Raw genomic sequence first — 22003 nt, 5'->3', positions numbered from 1 at the left:
CAATCAAAAAAGCAATCAATAGCAACAATCAAAATAAATGATCCTAATGAAATTTACGTTTCAACTTTTTGTCAAGATTGTTATTGATAGCGTTTTTATCAGGCTGAATAGTTACAATTAAAGTTTAAAAACGACCAGAAGTTGCAGATGGCCAGTATGATGACGAGTACGTTGTCTGCAACTTCTCATGTGTATGCGTCAATTAACTAACCACCCACTATCCATACACAACCCCTGACCACCAGTTGAAACTGGTGGTCTTTTTTTCTTTATGCTTGCTTGTTTCCATAAACTGCAAGCTCATCTCAACAAATACTTATACACGTAATGATTACAAAAATAATTGTTACATTATTTAACACAGAAATTTGTTTTTGTATCAGCTTTTTCTTAACTTAAAGTATGTATTATTTACTCTCAACCATCATCCTAACAACCCTCGGCCCATTCAACTCCACCGCTATCTCACGCATCTCATTTAGCTTATTCCTGTACTTTTCATCATCAATAAGCAATCTGATGTTCTCAAGTATATCTTCAGGAGATGTGGAATAGTCCAGCTTTCTTCCGAGGTTATCTTCCTCGATAACTAAAGTGTTGTTTCGTTGTTCGCTGTGGTTTTGGTCAGGAATGGTGATCATGGGGACAGCAAAGCTCACGGCTTCCATCATGGTGCTGTGCCCGCCAGGGGCGATAATCACATCGGAAGTCTTCAGGTATGGGAACTGGTCATCTATAAACTTGAGGACCTGCACATTCTCAGGGATGGTGCCGACGTCTGAAGGATCAAAGCTTGGTCCGGAAAGCAGGGTGTAATTGATACTGTTATCCATACCGGCGGCTTCTATAACTTTTCGGAAAATAGCTTCTCTGTGACCAAAACCTCCGATGGTGCAGAGCACATGAGGCCGGTTCAGCTTTTTGGCGGTAGTTTCTTCAAAGCTCTTGCCGACGAGTGGACCGCTAAAGAAAACCTTCTTCCACATCTTTTCCTTGAATTTCAGGTTCTTCCGACATATTGTATGTGGGAGCGGATAATCCGGAATGATCACTCCATCTGCCAGTTTGAAAATGCCTGTGCAGAATTGTTTAACGATCTCGGCCAGAATCTTGCTTGACACTCCTTTCGCCTTAAAGAACTCTTCCATGTTCGACTGGTTTACTATTATGTAACAGGGTATGCTGCGCAATCTTGCGCTCAGTATTCCCATGAAATAGCTGTCTGATATAACAACATCCGGTCTTTCCTTTTTGAGAATTCTTCGAAGTTCGATCAAACCCCACTTTGAAGGGCTGTACTCCCATTTCTTAAAAGTTGCAAGAATAGACTTATTTATATTCAGGGAACCTGCCTTGCCGACAAGTGTGATCTCCGGTGGGATTTCATGCGTGATGAACCCGTTACGGTCAATAAGCTTTCTGGAATATCCATAAGCACCAAAATAAACCTCATGCCCGACAGATGTCAGTTCTTTTCCTATTGAAATGCATCTGCTTGTATGGCCCAATCCCTCTCCGCAGACAAATATCATCACTTTCATCGTAGCACCAAAAAATATCCATCTCATAAAAATTGACTGGTGTTCATAGGTCCTTATTTTTTAAAAATATTATTATAAAGGTTGTATCCATCAACATCGTGGATAAATTATTCTCACTGGATTCAATCTCAACAGTTGATAATGCGCCCAATTCTAGACGCCTGGGGTTGCTTCGATATCCTGTATCACAGGAACGAAGGTCTGGAATTAAAGAAATATTGTGCACGTGTAGATTCGCTTTACACCAACTATTTCACCGAAGTCTGCTGCTTGTCGGACGAAATTATTTTTTGTATCGTATTGTCCAGTTTCCGAAACAACTTATCACATCCATGATGTTGATTTATTTCACTTCCTTGTCACCGTGTATATTTTTCAAGTCTGAAATAAATATTTAACCACTGATATCTATAGATGCCTTTATTTTCTATATGAACCCATATCAAAACTATAAATACTATTATTATTAATGTTATTATGGGGATATAAATGGAATTCAGAGAACTCTCTGATGAACAATGGAAGTTTATTAGACCGCATTTACCTCCGCAACCAATAACCGGAAGAAAGAGAGCTGATGACCGTAAGGTCATCAATGGTATTCTCTTTGTTCTGATAACCGGTTGCAGATGGGGAGATATGCCAGATAGTTATGGTTCCCAAGCAACTGCCTGGAGACGACTAAAAAGGTGGTCCGAAGAAGGGATATGGACTATGATAATGGAATCCCTTCGGGATTCTGCTTACCAAAAAGGTAAGTTCACCATGGATGTTGTATGTGTTGATAGCAGTTTTATTGAAACTAAAAAAGGGGAGAAGATTCCGCATACAACGGTCACAAAAAAAGGAACGGCATAATAATCCATGTTTGTGTAAGTTGCGAAGGCTTTCCTTTGACAATACAGATCGCTTCTGGAAAGGAGCATGATAGTCAGTATTTCATAGAGGTTATGGAAAGTGTCAGGGTCAAAACTGATGGAAGACCAAGAACTAGACCATCGGAAGTGCTTGCAGATTCGGCTTATGATACTGTTGTAATCAGAAAATATTTGAGATCAAGAGCAATCAAAAGTAACATTCCTGTCAATATCAGGAATAAGAAAAAGAGCAAAAGAGGAAGACCTACAAGGTTCGAGTATGAATCATACCATAAAAGAGGAACAATAGAACGATTCTTTGCATGGTTGAAGATGGGTTTCAGAAAAATAGCAAGTAGATATGAAAGACTTAACGTGGTTTTCAAGGGGCTAATAGAAATTGCATGTTTTATGTTATGCTGGAAAAAGGTAGAAGGGACGTTTTGAAATGGGCTCTATGACAAAACCCTTAATATTACTGGCATAAAGTTATCAATATGTCTATATTCTTGCATGTTGTTAGATTGTATGGAAGTAAACTCACGGAGATTGTATGAGATTCCTTATTTTCGTATGTGGAGAAGGTCTGGGACACACGGGTAGATGTATCTCGCTGGCAAACGAGCTGTTGGTCGCAGGGCATAGTGTACACATTGGTGCCTATGGTTATTCCAAAGAACTGATAGAAAGGTCAGGGCACAGAGCAACAGAGATTCCGCAGGAACTCCAGCTTACAGGAAAGGATGGTTCTCTTGACCTGAAAAACTCCATAATGTCAACAGTAAAAGGCATCTCTCCCGGAAAGATAAGAATGGTCCGGAACCTGCTAAAAAAAACCAACCCGGATTTTGTGATATCAGATGGCTACTATCTGGGTATCATCGCGGCAAAATTCAAAGGAATACGCAGGTGTATGATAGTGAACCAGTCCAGTATGCAGGAATTTTTCAAGGGTAAGGGGCTGGTCATAGGATTGGCAGGGTCTGCTGTAAGGGCTTTCTACACATGGATCTATAATCATATAGACATCATCTTTGTTCCTGATTTTTCTCCTCCATTTACAATATGCGGTTCTAACCTTGCGTTTCCTCTGGGGGTTGAGAAAAAAGTAGAGTTCAGCGGACCTGTATTAAGAAAAAGATTCGATGAAGTGGTTCCAAAGGACAATGTAAAAAGACCTCATGTACTTTGCAGTATCGGGGGATTCGGATATCGGCTCCAGATATTCAAAACCATAGTTAAAGCTGCAGCAATGGATCTGAATATCAATTACACTTTGATCGGAGGCCCGGATCTTGATTATGATGTGCTTGACAACGTACCTGGAAATGTAGATATTTGCAGGTTTGTAGCGGATCCGTTTCCTTACTACAGATCAAGTGATCTAATTATATGTACGGGGGGACATGGGACACTCACAGAATCTCTTAGCTTTGGATTACCGGTCATTTCCTTCCCGGATCAGTCACATAATGAGCAGGAGAACAATGCCCGTCTTTTAGAAAAGAATGGGTATGGGCTGAGTTTTTCATATTCTGTATCTCCTGAGGAACTAATGGGCGCAATTCATTCTCTCATAAATGATGAAAAGTTCAGATCAAATACATCTGAATTGAAAAAGCAGGCACAACTTATGGATGGTCCTGCTTATATACGAAAAAGGCTGGAAAAGTATGAAAGCTCACATTCTCATTAATAGTTCCAGTAATCTGTACAATTCCTCATGATTATGGGCCATAAAAGACTTTTAAACTTCGGGGTAATCTATTATTATGGATAAAATGACGGCCATTTTTGCTATAATGGTGGTGGTCACTGTCATGACTACAATGTGGTTTCTAGGTGGGGTGTATGAATCTATGGTGTCGGAACAAATTGAATATGAAACGCTTGATGAACTGGATGAAGGCGTGGAATTAAGGCAGTACAGAGAAATAACTGTGATATCAACAGTAGCAGATGATTCTGGAAAGGCTTTTTCCAGGCTTGCGGGTTATATTTCGGGTACTAATAAAGAAAACTTGAAGATAAGGATGACCGCACCTGTGATATCCACCAGGGAACTATCCTCTGTCAACATGTCCTTTGTCTTACCGGCTGGTTACAATATGAGCAATGTTCCGGATTCAGAAAGAAGTGACATTTCCATCCATACAATTCCTTCCCGGAAAGTGGCAGCAATAAAATTCTCGGGATATGCGAATGATGATGCAGTTGAAAAGAACAGGGCTCTTCTGAGATCACAACTCGATGAGCATGGTCTGGTTACTAAAGGGGACTTTTTCCTGATGCGCTACAATCCTCCATGGATTCCTCCTTTTCTCATGCGAAATGAAGTCGCTATTGAGGTGGAATGATTGGTCGAAAAATACAAACGTTCGCTTTTCATCTTCAGGCGTGATCTTCGCGTGGATGATAACACTGCTTTGAACAAGGCACTGGAATTCTCCGATGAGGTAATTCCTTGTTTTGTATTCGACCCGAGGCTTGCGGACGAGAATAGGGAGTATTTTAATTACAATTCTTTCCAGTTCCTGCTGGAAAGTTTGGAAGACCTTAAAGCACAACTGGAATCAAAGGGTGGCAGGCTGTTCATCTTTTCCGGGCTTCCTGAAAATGTCATTACAGACCTTAAACAAAGCAATGGTGTTGATGCTGTATTTTTCAACCGGGATTATACTCCTTTCAGTAGGAAGAGGGATGATCTAATTAATCAGGTATGTAATGATGCAGGTATCGATGCAATAAGTTTTCATGATGTTCTCCTCCATGAGCCGGGTACTGTGCTTACTAACGAAGGGAAACCTTATCGTGTGTTCTCCCAGTTCTTCAGGAAAGCTTCAAAAACAGAAGTTCCTCTGCCGGTTATACAAGAGGGGGGCAGATTCTATTCTAAAGATATTGATCATGGGGAAATTGAGCTTTCCGAATTCTCTTTCCTGAACAAAAATGAGTTCCTGTTTACCAAAGGTGGTAGAAGCTATGCTTTATCTGTTTTGCAGGAACTCCGGGATTTCAGAAATTATGATAATGAACGTGATTTCCCATCTATGCATGGAACAACTGGATTGTCAGCCCACAATAAACTTGGCACGGTCTCAATAAGGGAATTCTATCATTATGCAGTGGATGAACTGGGTCAAGGGCACACCCTCATAAATGAACTTCACTGGCGTGATTTTTTCATTCATATTGCCATCGAGTTTCCTTATGTTTTCCAGAAGGCTTTTAAGCAAAAGTTCGATGCCCTTTCATGGTCTGGCGATAAGGGACTTTTTGATGCGTGGTGCAAAGGTCAAACTGGCTTCCCGATTATCGATGCTGGCATGCGGGAACTGAACACAACCGGATATATGCATAATCGTGTAAGGATGATAGTTGCTTCTTTCCTTGTAAAAGACCTGCATATCGACTGGAAATGGGGTGAACGCTATTTTGCAAGTAAACTTGTAGATTATGATCCTTGTGTGAATAATGGTAACTGGCAGTGGGCTGCATCCACGGGAGCTGACTCACAACCGTACTTCCGTATTTTCAATCCCTGGACTCAGCAGAAAAGGTTTGATGCAAAATGCATTTACATCAAACAGTGGGTTCCTGAACTAGTAGAGGTAGAGCCAAAGGTCATCAATTCTCTTGATAAAGGACAACCGCTTCTCGGAGTTGCTTATCCACAAGCAATTGTGAACCATGCTCAGGAACGTAATCGTGCACTTTCAATTTTCAAGTCAGTAAGTTGATGAATGGCGAAAATCAATTTATTCCGCAATATTAATATGTAAAGTATCTCTTTACAACATGTCCTGTTATGCGGGGGTCGCCCAGCCTGGCCAAAGGCGCAGGGCTTAGGACCCTGTCTCGTAGGAGTTCGTGCGTTCGAATCGCACCTCCCGCACCATTCTTTTTATTTTGATGGTTCAATTAGGTCTTTAGTTTCCATTCTTTTCTCATGTAATATGTATATCGAGACAAATTGAATCCACGATGTTCATATTTTCATCAAAAAGTGTTAACATAATACTATACTTGTCAGAAGGAACCGATTCAAGTTGATTTGAGTAGTTAATGCCTTTTGATATATTGTCAAATGGGTTGACCGTTAGATCAATTTTAAAAAAGAAACTATCCAGCACTTCCTCAGTGTTTTTATTTATAAGATTGCTCTTTACAACATAATCTTTTTGTGTCGTTGTAGGGTTGGACACTGAAAAATAGATGGATATAGAATCAAGCGAAGATATTTCTCTTTCGATTCTTGAATTTCCTTTCTGGATGATGTGGTATCCGCCTTCGTATCTACCATCGTAACGTAGCAAACCTACGTCTTCAGGGTTATTTCGGTTTGCAAAGTTCAGACAGCTATAGTCGTTGTTAGTAAGGTCTGTCATGTAGATGGATCCCATGGGGGAGTTATCTGGTGCTTCATTTAGTATCTCAATTGTAAATGCCATATTTGTTGGCGCTATTTTACTGACCAGTTTATCATTGAAATCGCACCAGTTGACAGGCACTGCAATATACCTGCCTTTTATTCCAAAAAGGTCTCTGGTTGTCGCACCACTTGGATCAGTGAGATAGATATATTCTTCATCGTACCCCACTGCAATAATTGCATGCCCTTTTTTTATGCCATCGGAAACTTCATATTGAAAAGCCATAAGTATTGGCTGCCCTCTATCTATATTGTCCTTGATCAGCGCATTGAAGTTGTCAGCATTGAAATTTCCAAGGTTGTATCCCCATACTGTTTTTCTAGTGCTCAATGAGGCGGATTGTTTGGAGTAATCTTCCAGTGAATTATCATATGGGTTGTACTGGCCTGAAAAAGTATCACTATGGCCGGAATCAAAATATTCAGCCATCTTCCATGGTTCTATCTGGTGGTTATTGTAGTTGAACATCATCGAAAGACAGTAGTAGAGGCACCAGTTTGTATCTCCCTGATTGCAGTATGGTACTGGCAGTATGGTAGTTTCACATAGGGTTTTATTGGCACTTGAGGATGTGTTTTCAGTTATTCCTTCGGTTGGTGCAATATTGCATATGAGTAGTATCACAACAAAGGTTATTGTGGCTATTACTTTCGCTGTAAAAGCAAAGCTATTTCTCCGAATAATTTCTGGATCCCCCGACCCGCTCATACTCCATTTGACTCCTTGTCTCGTTTTTCAGGTTATATGTTAAGGTTCATCATAGGATGGTCTGTAAACATCATTCTACAATGCAGATACACATTGCACACCTGTCTTTATTTTTTCAATCGAGTTTGTTATTATATATAGCTTGCTGCTAGTGAAAATATACTAACTATTATCATAATGAGATTGACTATTTGCCAATATGCAACTGTTGCGCACCAAATGGTAGTTTATGTTTTTAGGGGATAGAAAATATTATGTATAAAGGTGTTTCTCTAACTTAATGTGTCAGTAGATAATGAAATACGCGTAAGTCTGAGCAGAGACTTAACCCTCTTTGATATAACAATGATAGGTATTGCCGGGATGATAGGGGCCGGTATCTTTGCTCTGACTGGTATTGCCACCGGGATTGCAGGTCCTGCAGTCCTTCTTGCGTTTCTGCTAAATGGTATTGTTGCAACTTTTACAGGACTTGCATATGCTGAACTTGGTTCTGCTATTCCTGAAGCTGGGGGCAGTTATCTCTGGGTTAAAGAAGGTATCGGGAATCATTTCGGATTCCTTGCCGGTTGGGTTGACTGGGCGGCTCACACTATAGCATGTTCCCTGTATGCAGTTACATTCGGTGCATTTTTTTCTGAATTTGTAATTCATTTTTTAGGATATGATGGGATATCACAGAGCACTTTGATTAGCATCTCCGCATTTGTTATTGTCACTCTTATGGCGTACCTTAATTATCTTGGTGCAAAAGAAAGTGGACGGATTGGTGGGATGGTCACTCTTTTCAAAGTTGCTATCCTTATAGTGTTCGCTTGTTTTGGTATCTACAAAACATTCATCACACCTGATTGGTCTGCTGCATTTCTTGCAGATCCCTCATTCCTGCCTAATGGCTTTGGTGGTCTTCTCGTTGCAATGGGTCTTACATTCATAGCATTTGAAGGATATGAGATAATTGCTCAGAGCGGTGAGGAGGTTAAAAATCCTGAAAAGAACATACCCAGAGCTATATTGTTGTCACTGTGGGTTGCTGTTATTATCTATATAATGGTGGCATTTGCTCTGATAGGTGCCATTAAGGTAGATGGACCCAGCTGGATATATCTTGGAGAGCTTGGTGAATTCAGTATGATACGGGTTGCAGATCAGATAATGGCATTCGGTTCTGTCCTTATTCTTGCAGGTGGTTTTGTTTCTACGATAAGTGCCATGAATGCTACTGTTTATTCTTCTTCCCGAGTTGCGTTTGCCCTTGGAAGGATGGGGTATCTGCCAGAAGCTCTTTCCAGGATAAATGAAAAAAGAAGAACGCCTCATTATGCTATTCTTTTCAGTTACTTCATTATTGTATCTATGACGCTTGCCCCAATCGAAACTGTTGCTTCTGCGGCAAATGTAATGTTCCTTATTCTCTTTATTCTGGTCAATTCCGTACTCATTATCCTACGGTTTAGACGACCTGATCTTAAAAGGGCCTTTAAGATGCCTTTTGCTCCTTACCTTCCTATAATTGCAATAGTTGTTCAGCTTGTTATTGGTTATTATCTTATAACTGCGATAGAACATACGACTTTTATTGTAGGAATAACTATATTCTGGATACTTGCTGGTTCATTCTTCTATTTCTCTTATTCTGAAAAAGAGATGAAGAAGCGTGCAAAAAGCCTCAGAAGAAAGGTTTATGAGGAAAAACCATTTGCTGAAATAGGTTATAAGATCCTGGTTCCTGTGAAAAATATTGCTACTGCAGGGGACCTGGCTAAGCTTGCCGCTATGGTTGCAAAAGAAAAGAATGGTCATGTAGTTTTCCTTAAAGTGCTAACATTTCCGGAACAGACTCCTCTTTCAGCAACTGATTCTTATGTAGAGAATAAACGATCTTTGATAAGGGGTCTTATCGAGTCGGTGGATGTGCCTGCTGGCGGTATAATTAAAGTAGGGAGGAATGCTTCAGATTCGATTCTTGATACGATCGAAGAGGAAAAGCCGGATATGATCATTATGGGCTGGAGGGGCAGGACATTCCGTCATGATTTTGTGCTTGGAAGCACGCTGGATCCGATTCTCCTAAAAGCTCCATGTGATGTTGTTGTTGCCAGATTTGAACTTGGTCGTAGTCTTGAGAACATTAAGAAGATATTGTTGCCTACTGCAGGTGGCCCGCATGCAGCTCTGGCTGCAGAGCTAGCAAAAGACCTGGCAATTGCTGAAAATGCCAGTGTTACAATGCTTAATGTGGGCAGGTCGGCCGATGATGAAGCTAGAGCTACTACGGCATTCAGGAGTCTGGAGGGCTTCTTCGAAGGTGTGGATGCAACGGGGAAATTTATAGTTTCAAGTAATATTGAAAAAGGTCTGTCATCCGAGGCCGAAAAGCAGGACGTTGTGTTCATAGGTGCTACTACAAGGCCTTTCCTGAAGAATTTCTTGATGGGTGTTTTCCCTGAAAAGATCATTAGCAACACTGATAAAACTGTGATAATGACTCGCAAATGGATTAAACTCAGGGATGTCCTTAAAAAATAAAGGCAATAAAAGAAAATATTCACTCAATATCATCTGATATTGCCTTATAATTTTCATATTTTTAGCAGAATAGTCTTCTTTTATTGCAAGTCACAATTGTTATCTCCCTTTTCTCCGCAACCTTTTTATATCAGCATTGACTTGTAAGGGTGCTCTCACTGAGCCCAATGATGCGGCCAACGCATCAGGAAAATTCGCTTTGTGAGAACAAATTGATGAAGTACTAATTTCATTTCATCAGGTAGGTGTTACAAAGGTTCCTTCTTTGCTTTCGAATCTCTTGATTCGGAAGATATATATAGGATGGTGTCCTTTGAAGGAGTCCGCGTGAATGCGCGAAAACACTTACAATCACCGCCTTTCATTAAGTGGAGGCAAGAGTTATTTCTTGCCTGACGTTGGATTTGGCAGTTCGGTTAATTCTGACCGGTAGTGTCTAATATACTACCTAAATAAGGAATTAACCAACTAATGTGCAAAGTAAAGAAATTCTCTAGTGAGAGTTCTTTCCTAAAAATTCCTTAAATGACTTCCAAAATGCATTAAACTTTTGTGTGAGATCAACAATTCTGGTTGATCCTGCCAGAGGTCACTGCTATCAGTGTGCGACTAAGCCATGCGAGTCAAATGTTCTTCGTGAACATGGCGTACTGCTCAGTAACACGTGGATAATCTGCCCTAAGGTCAGGCATAACTCCGGGAAACTGGTGATAATACCTGATAAGCCATAGAATCTGGAATGATCTGTGGCTCAAAGCTCCGGCGCCTTAGGATGAATCTGCGGCCTATCAGGTTGTAGTGGGTGTAGTGTACCTACTAGCCGACGACGGGTACGGGTTGTGAGAGCAAGAGCCCGGAGATGGATTCTGAGACATGAATCCAGGCCCTACGGGGCGCAGCAGGCGCGAAAACTTTACAATGCGGGAAACCGCGATAAGGGGACACTGAGTGCCAGCATCTTATGTTGGCTGTCCACATGTGTAAATAGCATGTGTTAGCAAGGGCCGGGCAAGACCGGTGCCAGCCGCCGCGGTAACACCGGCGGCCCGAGTGGTGACCACTATTATTGGGTCTAAAGGGTCCGTAGCCGGTTTGATCAGTCTTCCGGGAAATCTGACAGCTCAACTGTTAGGCTTCCGGGGGATACTGTCAGACTTGGGACCGGGAGAGGTAAGAGGTACTACAGGGGTAGGAGTGAAATCTTGTAATCCTTGTGGGACCACCAGTGGCGAAGGCGTCTTACCAGAACGGGTCCGACGGTGAGGGACGAAAGCTGGGGGCACGAACCGGATTAGATACCCGGGTAGTCCCAGCCGTAAACGATGCTCGCTAGGTGTCTGGGACGGTGCGACCGTTTCAGGTGCCGCAGGGAAGCCGTGAAGCGAGCCACCTGGGAAGTACGGCCGCAAGGCTGAAACTTAAAGGAATTGGCGGGGGAGCACTACAACGGGTGGAGCCTGCGGTTTAATTGGACTCAACGCCGGAAAACTCACCTGGGGCGACAGCAATATGTAGGTCAGGCTGAAGGTCTTACCTGAATCGCTGAGAGGAGGTGCATGGCCGTCGTCAGTTCGTACTGTGAAGCATCCTGTTAAGTCAGGCAACGAGCGAGACCCGTGCCCACTGTTGCCAGCATATCCTTCGGGATGATGGGTACTCTGTGGGGACCGCTGGTGCTAAACCAGAGGAAGGTGCGGGCTACGGTAGGTCAGTATGCCCCGAATCTCCAGGGCTACACGCGGGCTACAATGACCGGGACAATGGGTTCCTACCCCGAAAGGGGTTGGTAATCTCATAAACCCGGCCTTAGTTCGAATTGAGGGCTGTAACTCGCCCTCATGAAGCTGGAATCCGTAGTAATCGCGTTTCAATATAGCGCGGTGAATACGTCCCTGCTCCTTGCACACACCGCCCGTCAAACCACCCGAGTGAGGTATGGGTGAGGGCACGGACCTTGTGCCGTGTTCGAACCTAAATTTCGCAAGGGGGGTTAAGTCGTAACAAGGTAGCCGTAGGGGAATCTGCGGCTGGATCACCTCCTAAGCAGATCGGCATAAAGCCGATCACCACAACCGGTCAGAAATCGAAAAACTGCCAAATCCGAAAAAAGTTACATGGATTCATTAAGAATGGAATCCACGAGGGGCTTGTAGATCAGTTGGAAGATCGCCGCCTTTGCAAGGCGGAGGCCTTGGGTTCGAATCCCAACAAGTCCATTATTAGTGCACCTGGAGAGTAATTTCTTCGGGGAAGGATGAAGTGGCTGAAGCAACGACAGCTGCAATGAGATCGTGTATATGCATGCATATATCAGACGCTCACTGGACAAAGTGAGATGGACTCTGGTAATTATGCCTTCAGGTGGATGGCTCGGCTCAAGAGCTGATGAGGGACGTGCCAAGCTGCGATAAGCCCAGGGTAGGTGCATGGAGCCTATGAACCTGGGATTTCCTAATGGGTCTTCCTAACACATTTTGTGTGTTGATCAATACTGATCGGGAACGCCCCGAATTGAAGCATCTTAGTAGGGGCAGGAAAAGAAATCGAAGAGATGCCGTTAGTAATGGCGAATGAACACGGTACAGTTCAAACTGAATCCCACTGGTAACATGTGGGAGATGTGGTGTTGTAGGCTTTTTCTAAAGATCCCACTTAATCGAAATCGAATTTTTCTGGAACGTTAAACCATAGAGTGTGATAGTCACTTAGATAACGATTAAAGGATCCGGATTATAGCCTGAGTAGCGTGAGTTGGAATTCTCGCGTGAATTTGGGAGGCACCAACTTCCAAAACTAAATACTTCTTGAGACCGATAGTGAACTAGTAGGGTGACCGAAAACTGAAAAGTACCCCAAGAAGGGAGGTTAAAAGTGCCTGAAACCTGAAGGTGATGGAGCGATATAGCGTTAAAGGATCTTTAATGCGAAGGAAACAGCCGCGAGGCTGCAGTACGGGCATTATTGCCAATGTTATATCTTACGTTTTGAAGAACGGGCCAGGGAGTGTATTCAAATGGCGATGGCTAACTTTTTACATAGGAAGCCGAAGCGAAAGCAACATGCTCGCAACCGCAAGGTGAGGAGCGGCGTATACAAGTGCGTGGAGTCATTAGGGTACGACCCGAAGCCGGGTGATCTAGGCGTGGGCAGGTTGAAGCGTGGCGAAAGCTACGTGGAGGACCGCAAGCGGTATTGATCTGCAAATCATTCGTGTGACCTGCGTCTCGGAGTGAAAGGCTAATCTAACCCGGCATCAGCTGGTTCCTTCCGAAACATGTCGTAGCATGACCTAACTGGAGATAGTCGGTGAAGTAGAGCACTGATTGATGGTCCCGGGGGAGAAATCCCTCAGCCGTTTGTCAAACTCCAAACTCACCGTCGTCTAAGAAAGTTGGAGTCCGGACTACTGGGGTAAGCCTGTAGTCCGTAAGGGAGAAAACCCAGCCCGTGGTTAAGGTCCCCAAGTGTCGACTAAGTGTTAATACTAAAGGGCGTCCTAAGCCCTAGACAGCTGGAAGGTTAGCTTAGAAGCAGCTATCCTTTAAAGAGTGCGTAACAGCCCACCAGTCGAGGTTTGGGGCCCCGAAAATGGACGGGGCTCAAGTCGACCACCGATACCACGGAGTACCGCAAGGTAATCTCGTAGGAAGGCGTTGCGTTCGGGCAGAAGCAGGGCTGTGAAGTCCTGTGGACCGTGCGGAAACGAAAATCCTGGTAATAGTAACAGCATAGATAGGTGAGAATCCTATCCGCCGAAGGGGCTAGGTTTCCTCGGCAATGATCGTCAGCCGAGGGTTAGTCGGTCCTAAGACGTACCGTAATTCGAGTACGCCGAAAGGGAAACAGGTTAATATTCCTGTACCTCTTGACAATAAACTGACGTTTTTGGGCAGGTTGAGCGGCGCCGTCGCGCCGTCTAAGCACCTAATCCCGTGGAGAGCCGTAATGGCGAGAAGCGGGCGAATGTGTTATGGCGAAAGTCAGCTGCACCCGGGAACCCGTGAAAAGGAAGTCAAGGGTCCGTACCGAGAACTGACACAGGTGCCCCTAGCTGAAAAGGCTAAGGCGTGTCGGATACAATTTGGCTAAGGGAATTCGGCAAATTAGCTCCGTAACTTCGGGAGAAGGAGTGCCTGCTGTGAAGACAGCAGGTCGCAGTGACAAGAGAGCTCTAACTGTCTAATATCAACATAGGAGATCGCAAACCCGTAAGGGCTAGTACGATCTCTGAATCCTGCTCAGTGCAGGTACCTGAAACTCCGGTTCAACGGATCGAAGGGCCTGTAAACAGCGGGGGTAACTATGACCCTCTTAAGGTAGCGTAGTACCTTGTCGCTTAATTGGCGACTTGCATGAATGGATCAATGAGAGCTCTACTGTCCCTAGCCAGAGTCCGGTGAAGCTTACTTTCTAGTGCACAGTCTAGAGACCTCTAGGGGGAAGTGAAGACCCCGTGGAGCTTTACTGCAGCCTGTCGTTGGGTTGTGATTTTGGATGTACAGTGTAGGTAGGAGACGTCGAAACCGGTGCGCCAGCATTGGTGGAGTCGCCATTGGGACACTACCCTTCTGAAATTACGACCCTAACTCCGAGAGGAGGACCCCGATAGGTGGGCAGTTTGCCTGGGGCGGGACGCCCTTGAAAAGATATCAAGGGCGCACAAAGGTTGACTCAAGTGGGTCGGAAACCCACTGAAGAGTGCAAGAGCATAAGTCAGCCTGACGTTATTCAGCACAGTAGTGGATGACGAGACGAAAGTCGGTTCTAGCGAACTTTTGTACTCGCTTGGTGCGAGTCAAAAATGACAGAAAAGTTACCCCGGGGATAATTGAGTTGTTGCCGGCAAGAGCACATATCGACCCGGCAGCTTGCTACTTCGATGTCGGTTCTTTCCATCCTGGCCGTGCAGCAGCGGCCAAGGGTGAGGTTGTTCGCCTATTAAAGGAGATCGTGAGCTGGGTTTAGACCGTCGTGAGACAGGTCGGTTACTATCTACTAGAGGTGTCTGTAGTCTGAGGGTAAGCTACTTTTAGTACGAGAGGAACAGAGTAGCGGCGCCACTGGTGTATCAGTTGTCCGACAGGGCATTGCTGAGCAGCTACGCGCTAAGGAATAAGAGCTGAATGCATCTAAGCTCGAAATCTGACTTGAAAAGAGACTACGTTAAGGATTCCGGTACAAGACCGGTTTGATAGGGTCGGGATGTAAGCACCAAGGCAACGAGGTGTTCAGTCCGCGGCTACTAATCATCCGTGCCTGTCCGTCTTGCTTTGTCCAGGCGAAATCTGATATGTGCATGTTTAATATACATGACCTTATGGTAAAGTATAAATGCAATGGATTCATTCATGAATCGCTCATTGCCAAGGTGGCGGAGCGGCTACGCAATCGCCTGCAGAGCGATTCCATTCCGGTTCGAATCCGGACCTTGGCTTTACCGTTTAAAATTCATCATGAGAGAGATTGGCGGCCATAGCGGCGGGGCAATTCCTGTACCCATCCCGAACACAGAAGATAAGCCCGCCAGCGTTCCTTACTGTACTGAAGTATGAGAGTCTTCGGGAACTCTGGATCGCTGCCAACTCACTCAACACTAACTACTACTTTCTTTTTTCTAAATTGATTTTAACACAAACTAATCTATTTGTTATTCTGATACTATTGATTCTTACAATCTTTTATTGTTATTTTGATTGTGCATGCATATGGTAGTAATTCTCTACTTATAATATATTATACTGTAATAATCACAAATTCAATTGTGATCGATGAAAAGTAGCAGATATTTTGAAGGCTAAAAAGACAGTTTGTATGAACAAGTCTACTTTGTTTCCATTATTATGAGACTGTCGGATAATACCTGATTAAAATCTCATTCCACTTATCATTTCCAAGTTTGTCTCTGAAATATCCCAATGCACTATGGTCATATGCATTATCATCTAAATTGAGTCCAATGAACCATTTTACCATTATGTTCACTTGTGCTTCATATTCCATCTGCTTATCAGAATAATCATGGGGATACTGGACTACTGCAGAGCGAAGCATCATCTCGGGTGTGTTTGTTACAGGTTTACCTTTGTTTGGCGAGTAGAGGTCTTCACAGACCTCATTGATAAATGAAAAATCAACTTTTTTGTTTATTTTATAAAGCAAATGGTCTCTAAGTATGAGTTTATCATATATTTCAGGTCCATAAACGAATGTAGTTTGTTTGGAAGTAGATACAGAATATATTTATATCCCATATTGCTTAAATTCTTGTAACTATTCAGCCTACCACAATTAGCCTATTGATACTGATTTAATCAAAACGGAGATGTTTGCTCACTAACAACCTAAGAATCAAAAAAGCAATCAATGGCAACAATCAAAATTAATGATCCTAATAAAATGTAGGTCTCAACTTTTTGTCAAGATTGCTATTGATAGTGTTTTTATCAGGCTGAATAGTTACAAATTCTTTATAACAAATTGTATCAAATGAATTTAAGTGTATCTCTTGATAATAATTATAGAGGATTTCGAGAAACTACCATCAATACTCATACAATTTAATAAAATTTAAATAATAGCAAAGCAAATTTACTATTATGGATTCTTTTACTGATTTTGCCTTAAATGAAGAATATAAGCGTTTCCAATCTGTCGGAGATAAGCTTGCTGAAATTGAATATTTAGTAGATTGGAAGCCTTTTCGCCCTATTCTGGAGTCAATGTACATAAACAGAACAGCTTCAGGCGGACGGCCTGAAGCTGATGTTATTGTAATGTTCAAGATGCTTGTTCTGCAACAATGGCATGGTCTTTCTGATGCTGAGCTTGAAAAGCAGTGTATTGACAGGATATCCTTTAGGAAATTCCTGGGATTTCCTGAATATGTACCAGACAGTACAACTGTCTGGTCATTCAGGAAGAGAATTATCGACAATGGTAAAGAAAAAGCGGTGTGGGATGAAATGCAGAATCAGCTTGATGCTCTTGGTTTGAAGATTAAAAAAGGAATGATCCAGGATGCAACTTTTATTCACTCAGATCCAGGACATGCAAAAGCAGATGTACTCAGAGGAAAAGATGCGAAAACAAGAAGAAGCAAAGATGGAACCTGGACTAAGAAAAATGGTAAATCTCACTTTGGATACAAACTTCATACAATTATTGATAAGGATTATGAACTAATCAGAAGATTTGAGACAACAACTGCATCACTTCACGATTCACAGGTTGATCTGTCTGAAAAGGGTGAAGTGGTGTATAGAGATAAAGGATATTTTGGAGCAATAGCAAAAGGTTTTGCAGCAACAATGCAACGAGCTGTAAGAGGACATCCTTTAGGAATAATGGATATCCTCAGAAATGAAAGAATAAGTGTGAAAAGAGTCCCTTGCGAAAGAGTGTATGCAGTGACAAAAGAAATATTTAAAACCAGAAAGGTTCTTGTTACAACTGTAGAAAGAGTGAATGCAAAAATGTTGATGACAGCTTTTTGTTTTAATCTGCATCAATTGAGGACACTAAAAACCAAAGGAGTAATTTAGGATAGCGGGAGCTATACTAAAAATAAGGATTAATGAAGAGAAATAAACAAAATGATAAAAAATGAGAGGATATAATTGAGTTTGAATACTTTAATGATCTAAAATGAGGGAATATCGAAATCCTCTATAGTTATTAACCAAACTTTTAATATTAATTGAGTATAACAATACTGTATGGCTAAACCCGAACAAATTCCGATAAAGCATCATCTTTCATCAGAAGAATTGCTTAAACATATTAAGTCATTAGAGAAAGACACACGAGTTCTACAACGTTTATATTTTGTTAAACATCGTTATGAAGGAGCTTCTGTTAATGAAGCAGCTAAACTTGTAGGGATATCAAAACCCGTTGCATATCAATGGCAAGAGCGGTGGAATCAAGACGGATATGAAGGATTAAAGCCTAGGTTTTCAGGAGGATGTCCTTCCAAACTCACTGATGATCAAAAAGAAAAACTAAGGGACATGTTACATGAAAGAGATGATTGGTCTACAAAAGAAGTTCAGGAACTCATTTATAATGAATTTAAGGTTCAATACACCATTAAGCAAATACTAGTGATCTTGAAGAAGTTTGGCATGCATCATGCCAAACCATATGCGCATGATTATCGAAGACCACAAAATGCAGAAGATTGTTTAAAAAAAACTTACCGTTAATCGATGATGATTGCGTTATCGGATTTCTTGATGAATCATCTCCCCAAACAACATCAAATACGGTTCGTTTATGGTCTTTCAATAAACCTGCCATCTTCAAAAACACAACCAGGATAAAAGCAAACTCCTTCGGTTTTTATGCATTGAATGGTAATTCTGTTATTGATTTCAAAGAACATTCAACCAAGGAGGATGTATGTTCGTTTTTATCAGCTGTTAAAAACAATAACATGGGAGAGAGAATCGTAATTATTCTCGACAATTTTAGATCACATCGAGCAAAATATACAGTGGAATTTGCACAGGCAAATGATATTGAATTGGTCTATTTACCTCCATATTCACCCGACTTGAATCCAATCGAATTCATCTGGAAAAGTGTCAAAAGAATTATTTCTCGCAATTTTGTGAAAGATCTTGATCATATGAAAAATCTGATTTCTGAGGCGTTTATTGATTGTTCATCAAAGATTAGCTTCGCAAGAAAATGGATTGAGACATTTCTGGATGATAAGTTAAAAATGTTAAGTTAGTAACTATAGTATAAAAAAAGTAATGGATTCAAATAGCACTACACTATGTATTATCTAAAGTAAACGGACTTTTCAGACAGTCTCTATTACACATATGTAATAAAAGATTAAAAATAAGGCTCTGTAGAAAACCTATTGAAATCAACATCAATATAATTAAATTCGCAAATTTAATCAATGTCATGCAGCACATTCCGAATATTTGTTGACTTTAATTATCACCAAAAAATAGAGGATTTCTACAGAGCCAAAAATAAATTAAGACATAAAAGATAATTGTATGCCTAATCATACTGGCTATTAGTTAAAATGTTAGCATGGGATTTCCAAAGAAACAAGTATTTTCATGTGCGCTGATAGCTGCTGGCTTAAGTATTGCAATACCCTTGTTCATAGTTTTTGATGCTGTGGTTATTTCCATAAGTGACAACTTACCTTCTTCAAACCTGTCTCCTTTGGATTTCATAGCTTCTATGATACCTTCTTCAATCACATCCATATGGTCGATACCTGATCAAATGGTTTCCATTACCACATTTGTTGCTTTAGCATCATTAAAGTCTATTGCTGTGTTTTTAGCTTTTTTGATGAGCTCTTTGTCTACCTGAAGTATATATATCTGTATATATGTGAAATATATATTTCATATTTTTCAAAAACGCTATTGAGGGCACATATAAAAACTATCATAAAGCAAAAAGCTGATGAAAAATGTCACTAAGGCTTGAAAATATGATTGATTTTAATCTTTATTTATTCTGAACACACGATCATTCTTGCGGACAATATCTTCTACTTTTAAACCAATTTCGTTCCCATTTTCAATCGAATTGACATTTTCATCCTCATAAACAATGGATGTAACTTCCTGTTCCAGATAGGTGGTACTACCCTCAAATATGATGTGATCACCAACATTCAATCCTTTTTCCAGTAGCTTCACTGCTGCTGCAGACATCTTAGGGTAGTAATTTGTAACTACTCCTACGGCTTCTCTCTTTATTGGTGAGGCATTCATGTTAGAATCATATGCCAGACTGTCCGGTCCTGGATGGCCGAAATAGAAGCCAGTTGAAAACCCCCTGTTATATTCAAGTGCCAGTTTCTCTTTAAGGGGAACAATGTTGCTTTTATTATATATACCATCTATGAAGAAATCAAGTGCCTGGCGATAAGATCTTGACACGGTTGATGTATATCCTGGGTTTCGGAGTCTTCCTTCAACCTTGAAGGCATCGACACCTGCTTCGACAAGTTCAGGTATGTGTTCTATCATGCAGAGATCCTTTGCGCTCATTAGATATTTGCCTTCAATATCAACGATTGCTCCGTTATCCGAGTGCAGGGACCATTCCCAGCGACATGGTTGGCTGCATTCTCCACAGTTACCTGATTTTCCAAGCAGATATGCTGAAAGATAACACCTGCCGGAAATGGACTGGCACATGGCTCCGTGGACAAATACTTCAAGTTCGATCTTGGTATCTTCTTTAATCTGTTTTATTTGCTCTAAACTAAGTTCTCGTGCAAGCACTACCCTGCTGGCTCCAAGGGATCTATAGAACTCTGCAGTAATCTGGTTCGAGACATTTGCCTGGGTTGATATATGTATCCTCAGGTCTTTATCAGCAGCTTTCGTTATCGTTGCAGGGTCCCATGCGATAACAGCATCCACATTTGCAGAGGCAGCACACTCAAGTACTTCATCCAGTTCTTTGAGGTCATGGGGGTATATTACGGAATTGACTGCAAGGTATCCTTTCATTCCTTTTTTGTGTATCTCTTCAATAAAATCAGCAAGTTTTTCAGTTGTGATCTCCTGTGCTCTGGACCTGAGGCTCAATCTGTCAAGTGAGAAGTAAACTGCATCTGCATGTTCTTTACATGCTTTCAAGGCTGCCAGATTCTTTACACCCATCACAAGTTCCGGTATTTTCCATTCGTTTTTATCAGGAGACATTATGATAGGGATTCAAATTAAGATTTAAATTACTTGTGTTGGAAGGGCAAGTTTAATTGTTCAATAGACAACTTTTATTTGAACCTGGTAACTTATATATACTATAGAACACTATATTGCAGTATCAATCAATGTTAGGGTTCCCTAATATTGTGAGTGACTATGAAATCGCTGGTATTCTTTGAATATCGCTTTTCTAGAAAACGATAGAGGTAAAAAAATGGCTCCGATCATACCACTTGTAATGATGCCGGAAGGTAAAAACAGCAAGATTATTTCTATTAATGCGGGTAGTTCCCTGCTTAATCGTCTCAGGTCAATGGGCTTTATAGAGAACACCCTGCTTAAAGTGAAGAGAGGCATAAATGGTTCTCTCATCGTATCCATAAACGGGTGCGATTATGCGCTTGGCAGGGGTATGGCTTCAAAGATTATGGTACAGGAATCTTCTTTATAATTTATATTTCTGACATTTTTTGAAAATATTCTAACTGTTCAAAGCAGTTCTACTAAAAAAAAGATGAAGCTCATTGAGCTTCATTTTAATTAACTTATTTTTCCTTTCTCTGGAATATGAATGCCAGTCCAAGTATTGCAGCTACAGGAAGTGCAATCGTAGGGAACTCAGGAATCTCTGTATCTTCCGGACAGTTGTAACCGTATTTGTAAATTGTCACATGGCCATCATGGCATTCATCGCGTACATTCAAGTTCTTTATTTTTATTGTGTGGACAGTGTTTTCAAGACCTGTTATTTTCAACGACGTTATTTTTTGTGCATCGATATTTTGTCCTGTGTTAACGTTTGCCCATGTGTCTCCTGTCCAAATTCTTTTGCCGTCTAGAACAACTCTTGCATATCCATCGTTCCGGTCACTGGCAAATACAATGCAGAAGCAATCAGTTGGATATTCGGTAGTTATTTTCATATAACCATTTTCAGTAAGTACAGCAAGTCTTCCATCGGAATTTGTCCATATGCCACCTTTAACGCTGCTACTGAAATAGGACTCAAAACCACTGATTATGCTGTTATGATTTCCATATGTCCACATGTCAAGACTGCATTCCCCATTGACAAGTTCTACAGATACTGTTGATGATTGAGTGGTCGCTGCTGCCGTTCCAATTATCATCAATGTTGCAATCACCAATAAAGCGATAATTTTTAGATTACTGAGGATTTCGAGAAACTACCATCAATACTCATACAATTTAATAAAATTTAAATAATAGCA

The 22003-nt window shown here is 41.4% G+C and carries 14 protein-coding genes, 3 tRNA genes, 3 rRNA genes and 1 pseudogene; 15 read left to right on the top strand and 6 right to left on the bottom strand.

Annotated features, from left to right (window positions below; genetic code table 11):
- Positions 1-407: 407 nt before the first annotated feature.
- On the bottom strand, positions 408-1541 hold the full coding sequence (locus WN948_RS04830) for a glycosyltransferase family protein (RefSeq protein ID WP_342305875.1): 1134 nt from the start codon (positions 1539-1541) through the stop codon (positions 408-410).
- 489 nt (positions 1542-2030) lie between these two features.
- Between WN948_RS04830 and WN948_RS04825 the strand changes: the two genes are divergently transcribed.
- The 6 genes from WN948_RS04825 to WN948_RS04800 all read left to right on the top strand — a co-directional run bounded on the left by WN948_RS04825 (position 2031) and on the right by WN948_RS04800 (position 6296).
- The gene (locus WN948_RS04825) at positions 2031-2399 is read left to right on the top strand and encodes a transposase (RefSeq protein ID WP_342305874.1); all 369 of its coding nucleotides are present in this window, start codon (positions 2031-2033) and stop codon (positions 2397-2399) included.
- Positions 2396-2845, top strand: coding sequence for a transposase (locus tag WN948_RS04820; RefSeq protein WP_342306393.1), 450 nt, complete (start codon positions 2396-2398; stop codon positions 2843-2845). Before WN948_RS04825 ends, WN948_RS04820 begins: the two co-directional genes overlap by 4 nt.
- A 106-nt stretch (positions 2846-2951) precedes the next feature.
- Positions 2952-4094: a glycosyltransferase gene (locus WN948_RS04815; protein WP_342305873.1), complete on the top strand. Its 1143-nt coding sequence runs from the start codon at positions 2952-2954 to the stop codon at positions 4092-4094.
- 76 nt (positions 4095-4170) lie between these two features.
- Positions 4171-4755 (top strand): heme-binding protein, encoded by a 585-nt coding sequence (locus WN948_RS04810; protein ID WP_342305872.1) that lies wholly within the window; start codon positions 4171-4173, stop codon positions 4753-4755.
- Positions 4756-6138 (top strand): deoxyribodipyrimidine photo-lyase, encoded by a 1383-nt coding sequence (locus WN948_RS04805; RefSeq protein WP_342305871.1) that lies wholly within the window; start codon positions 4756-4758, stop codon positions 6136-6138.
- A gap of 70 nt (positions 6139-6208) precedes the next feature.
- Positions 6209-6296: transfer RNA gene (locus WN948_RS04800), tRNA-Leu, on the top strand.
- A 49-nt stretch (positions 6297-6345) separates the two neighbouring features.
- On the opposite strand, the gene WN948_RS04795 is transcribed toward WN948_RS04800, so the two are convergent.
- Positions 6346-7539, bottom strand: a complete 1194-nt coding sequence (locus tag WN948_RS04795) for a C39 family peptidase (protein ID WP_342305870.1) — start codon at positions 7537-7539, stop codon at positions 6346-6348.
- Between the two features lie 282 nt (positions 7540-7821).
- Between WN948_RS04795 and WN948_RS04790 the strand changes: the two genes are divergently transcribed.
- The 6 genes from WN948_RS04790 to rrf all read left to right on the top strand — a co-directional run bounded on the left by WN948_RS04790 (position 7822) and on the right by rrf (position 15652).
- Positions 7822-10068: an amino acid permease gene (locus WN948_RS04790; RefSeq protein WP_342305869.1), complete on the top strand. Its 2247-nt coding sequence runs from the start codon at positions 7822-7824 to the stop codon at positions 10066-10068.
- A 566-nt stretch (positions 10069-10634) separates the two neighbouring features.
- Positions 10635-12109, top strand: a 16S ribosomal RNA gene (locus WN948_RS04785).
- Positions 12110-12211: 102 nt separating this feature from the next.
- Positions 12212-12284, top strand: a tRNA-Ala gene (locus WN948_RS04780).
- Between the two features lie 121 nt (positions 12285-12405).
- Positions 12406-15332, top strand: a 23S ribosomal RNA gene (locus tag WN948_RS04775).
- A 98-nt stretch (positions 15333-15430) separates the two neighbouring features.
- Positions 15431-15502, top strand: a tRNA-Cys gene (locus tag WN948_RS04770).
- Positions 15503-15530: 28 nt separating this feature from the next.
- Positions 15531-15652, top strand: a 5S ribosomal RNA gene (gene rrf / locus WN948_RS04765).
- The 16S, 23S and 5S rRNA genes sit together here with 2 tRNA genes alongside, the layout of an rRNA operon.
- A 254-nt stretch (positions 15653-15906) precedes the next feature.
- Here rrf and WN948_RS04760 read toward each other — a convergent pair.
- The gene (locus WN948_RS04760) at positions 15907-16227 is read right to left on the bottom strand and encodes a transposase (RefSeq protein ID WP_342305868.1); all 321 of its coding nucleotides are present in this window, start codon (positions 16225-16227) and stop codon (positions 15907-15909) included.
- Positions 16228-16664: 437 nt separating this feature from the next.
- On the opposite strand from WN948_RS04760, the gene WN948_RS04755 reads away from it, so the two are divergent.
- On the top strand, positions 16665-17609 hold the full coding sequence (locus WN948_RS04755) for an IS5 family transposase (protein WP_342305867.1): 945 nt from the start codon (positions 16665-16667) through the stop codon (positions 17607-17609).
- A 174-nt stretch (positions 17610-17783) separates the two neighbouring features.
- Positions 17784-18805, top strand: a pseudogene (locus WN948_RS04750) (IS630 family transposase).
- 304 nt (positions 18806-19109) lie between these two features.
- On the opposite strand, the gene WN948_RS04745 reads toward WN948_RS04750, so the two are convergent.
- Complete coding sequence (locus tag WN948_RS04745) at positions 19110-19304, bottom strand: B12-binding domain-containing protein (protein WP_342305866.1); 195 nt, start codon at positions 19302-19304, stop codon at positions 19110-19112.
- A 243-nt stretch (positions 19305-19547) separates the two neighbouring features.
- Complete coding sequence (locus tag WN948_RS04740; protein WP_342305865.1) at positions 19548-20765, bottom strand: peptidase U32 family protein; 1218 nt, start codon at positions 20763-20765, stop codon at positions 19548-19550.
- A 220-nt stretch (positions 20766-20985) separates the two neighbouring features.
- Here WN948_RS04740 and WN948_RS04735 point away from each other — a divergent pair, with 220 nt between their 5' ends.
- The gene (locus WN948_RS04735; RefSeq protein WP_342305864.1) at positions 20986-21222 is read left to right on the top strand and encodes a FeoA family protein; all 237 of its coding nucleotides are present in this window, start codon (positions 20986-20988) and stop codon (positions 21220-21222) included.
- Between the two features lie 94 nt (positions 21223-21316).
- Here WN948_RS04735 and WN948_RS04730 read toward each other — a convergent pair whose 3' ends face one another.
- A complete protein-coding gene (locus tag WN948_RS04730; RefSeq protein WP_342305863.1) occupies positions 21317-21901 on the bottom strand; it encodes a PEF-CTERM sorting domain-containing protein in 585 nt (194 codons plus the stop codon).
- Positions 21902-22003: the final 102 nt, after the last annotated feature.

Source organism: Methanolobus sp. ZRKC5 (assembly GCF_038446525.1).
Classification (GTDB): Archaea; Halobacteriota; Methanosarcinia; order Methanosarcinales; family Methanosarcinaceae; genus Methanolobus.
Note: the sequence above shows the minus strand (reverse complement) of the source record. Positions and strands in the feature narration are given on the sequence as shown.

Excerpts from the sequence above, each read along its gene's own strand:
- WN948_RS04830 (WP_342305875.1), bottom strand. The coding sequence starts at position 1,541 with ATGAAAGTGATGATATTTGTCTGCGGAGAGGGATTGGGCCATACAAGC.
- WN948_RS04825 (WP_342305874.1), top strand. The coding sequence starts at position 2,031 with ATGGAATTCAGAGAACTCTCTGATGAACAATGGAAGTTTATTAGACCG.
- WN948_RS04815 (WP_342305873.1), top strand. The coding sequence starts at position 2,952 with ATGAGATTCCTTATTTTCGTATGTGGAGAAGGTCTGGGACACACGGGT.
- WN948_RS04810 (WP_342305872.1), top strand. The coding sequence starts at position 4,171 with ATGGATAAAATGACGGCCATTTTTGCTATAATGGTGGTGGTCACTGTC.
- WN948_RS04795 (WP_342305870.1), bottom strand. The coding sequence starts at position 7,539 with ATGAGCGGGTCGGGGGATCCAGAAATTATTCGGAGAAATAGCTTTGCT.
- WN948_RS04755 (WP_342305867.1), top strand. The coding sequence starts at position 16,665 with ATGGATTCTTTTACTGATTTTGCCTTAAATGAAGAATATAAGCGTTTC.
- WN948_RS04745 (WP_342305866.1), bottom strand. The coding sequence starts at position 19,304 with ATGGATGTGATTGAAGAAGGTATCATAGAAGCTATGAAATCCAAAGGA.
- WN948_RS04740 (WP_342305865.1), bottom strand. The coding sequence starts at position 20,765 with ATGTCTCCTGATAAAAACGAATGGAAAATACCGGAACTTGTGATGGGT.
- WN948_RS04735 (WP_342305864.1), top strand. The coding sequence starts at position 20,986 with ATGGCTCCGATCATACCACTTGTAATGATGCCGGAAGGTAAAAACAGC.
- WN948_RS04730 (WP_342305863.1), bottom strand. The coding sequence starts at position 21,901 with ATGATAATTGGAACGGCAGCAGCGACCACTCAATCATCAACAGTATCT.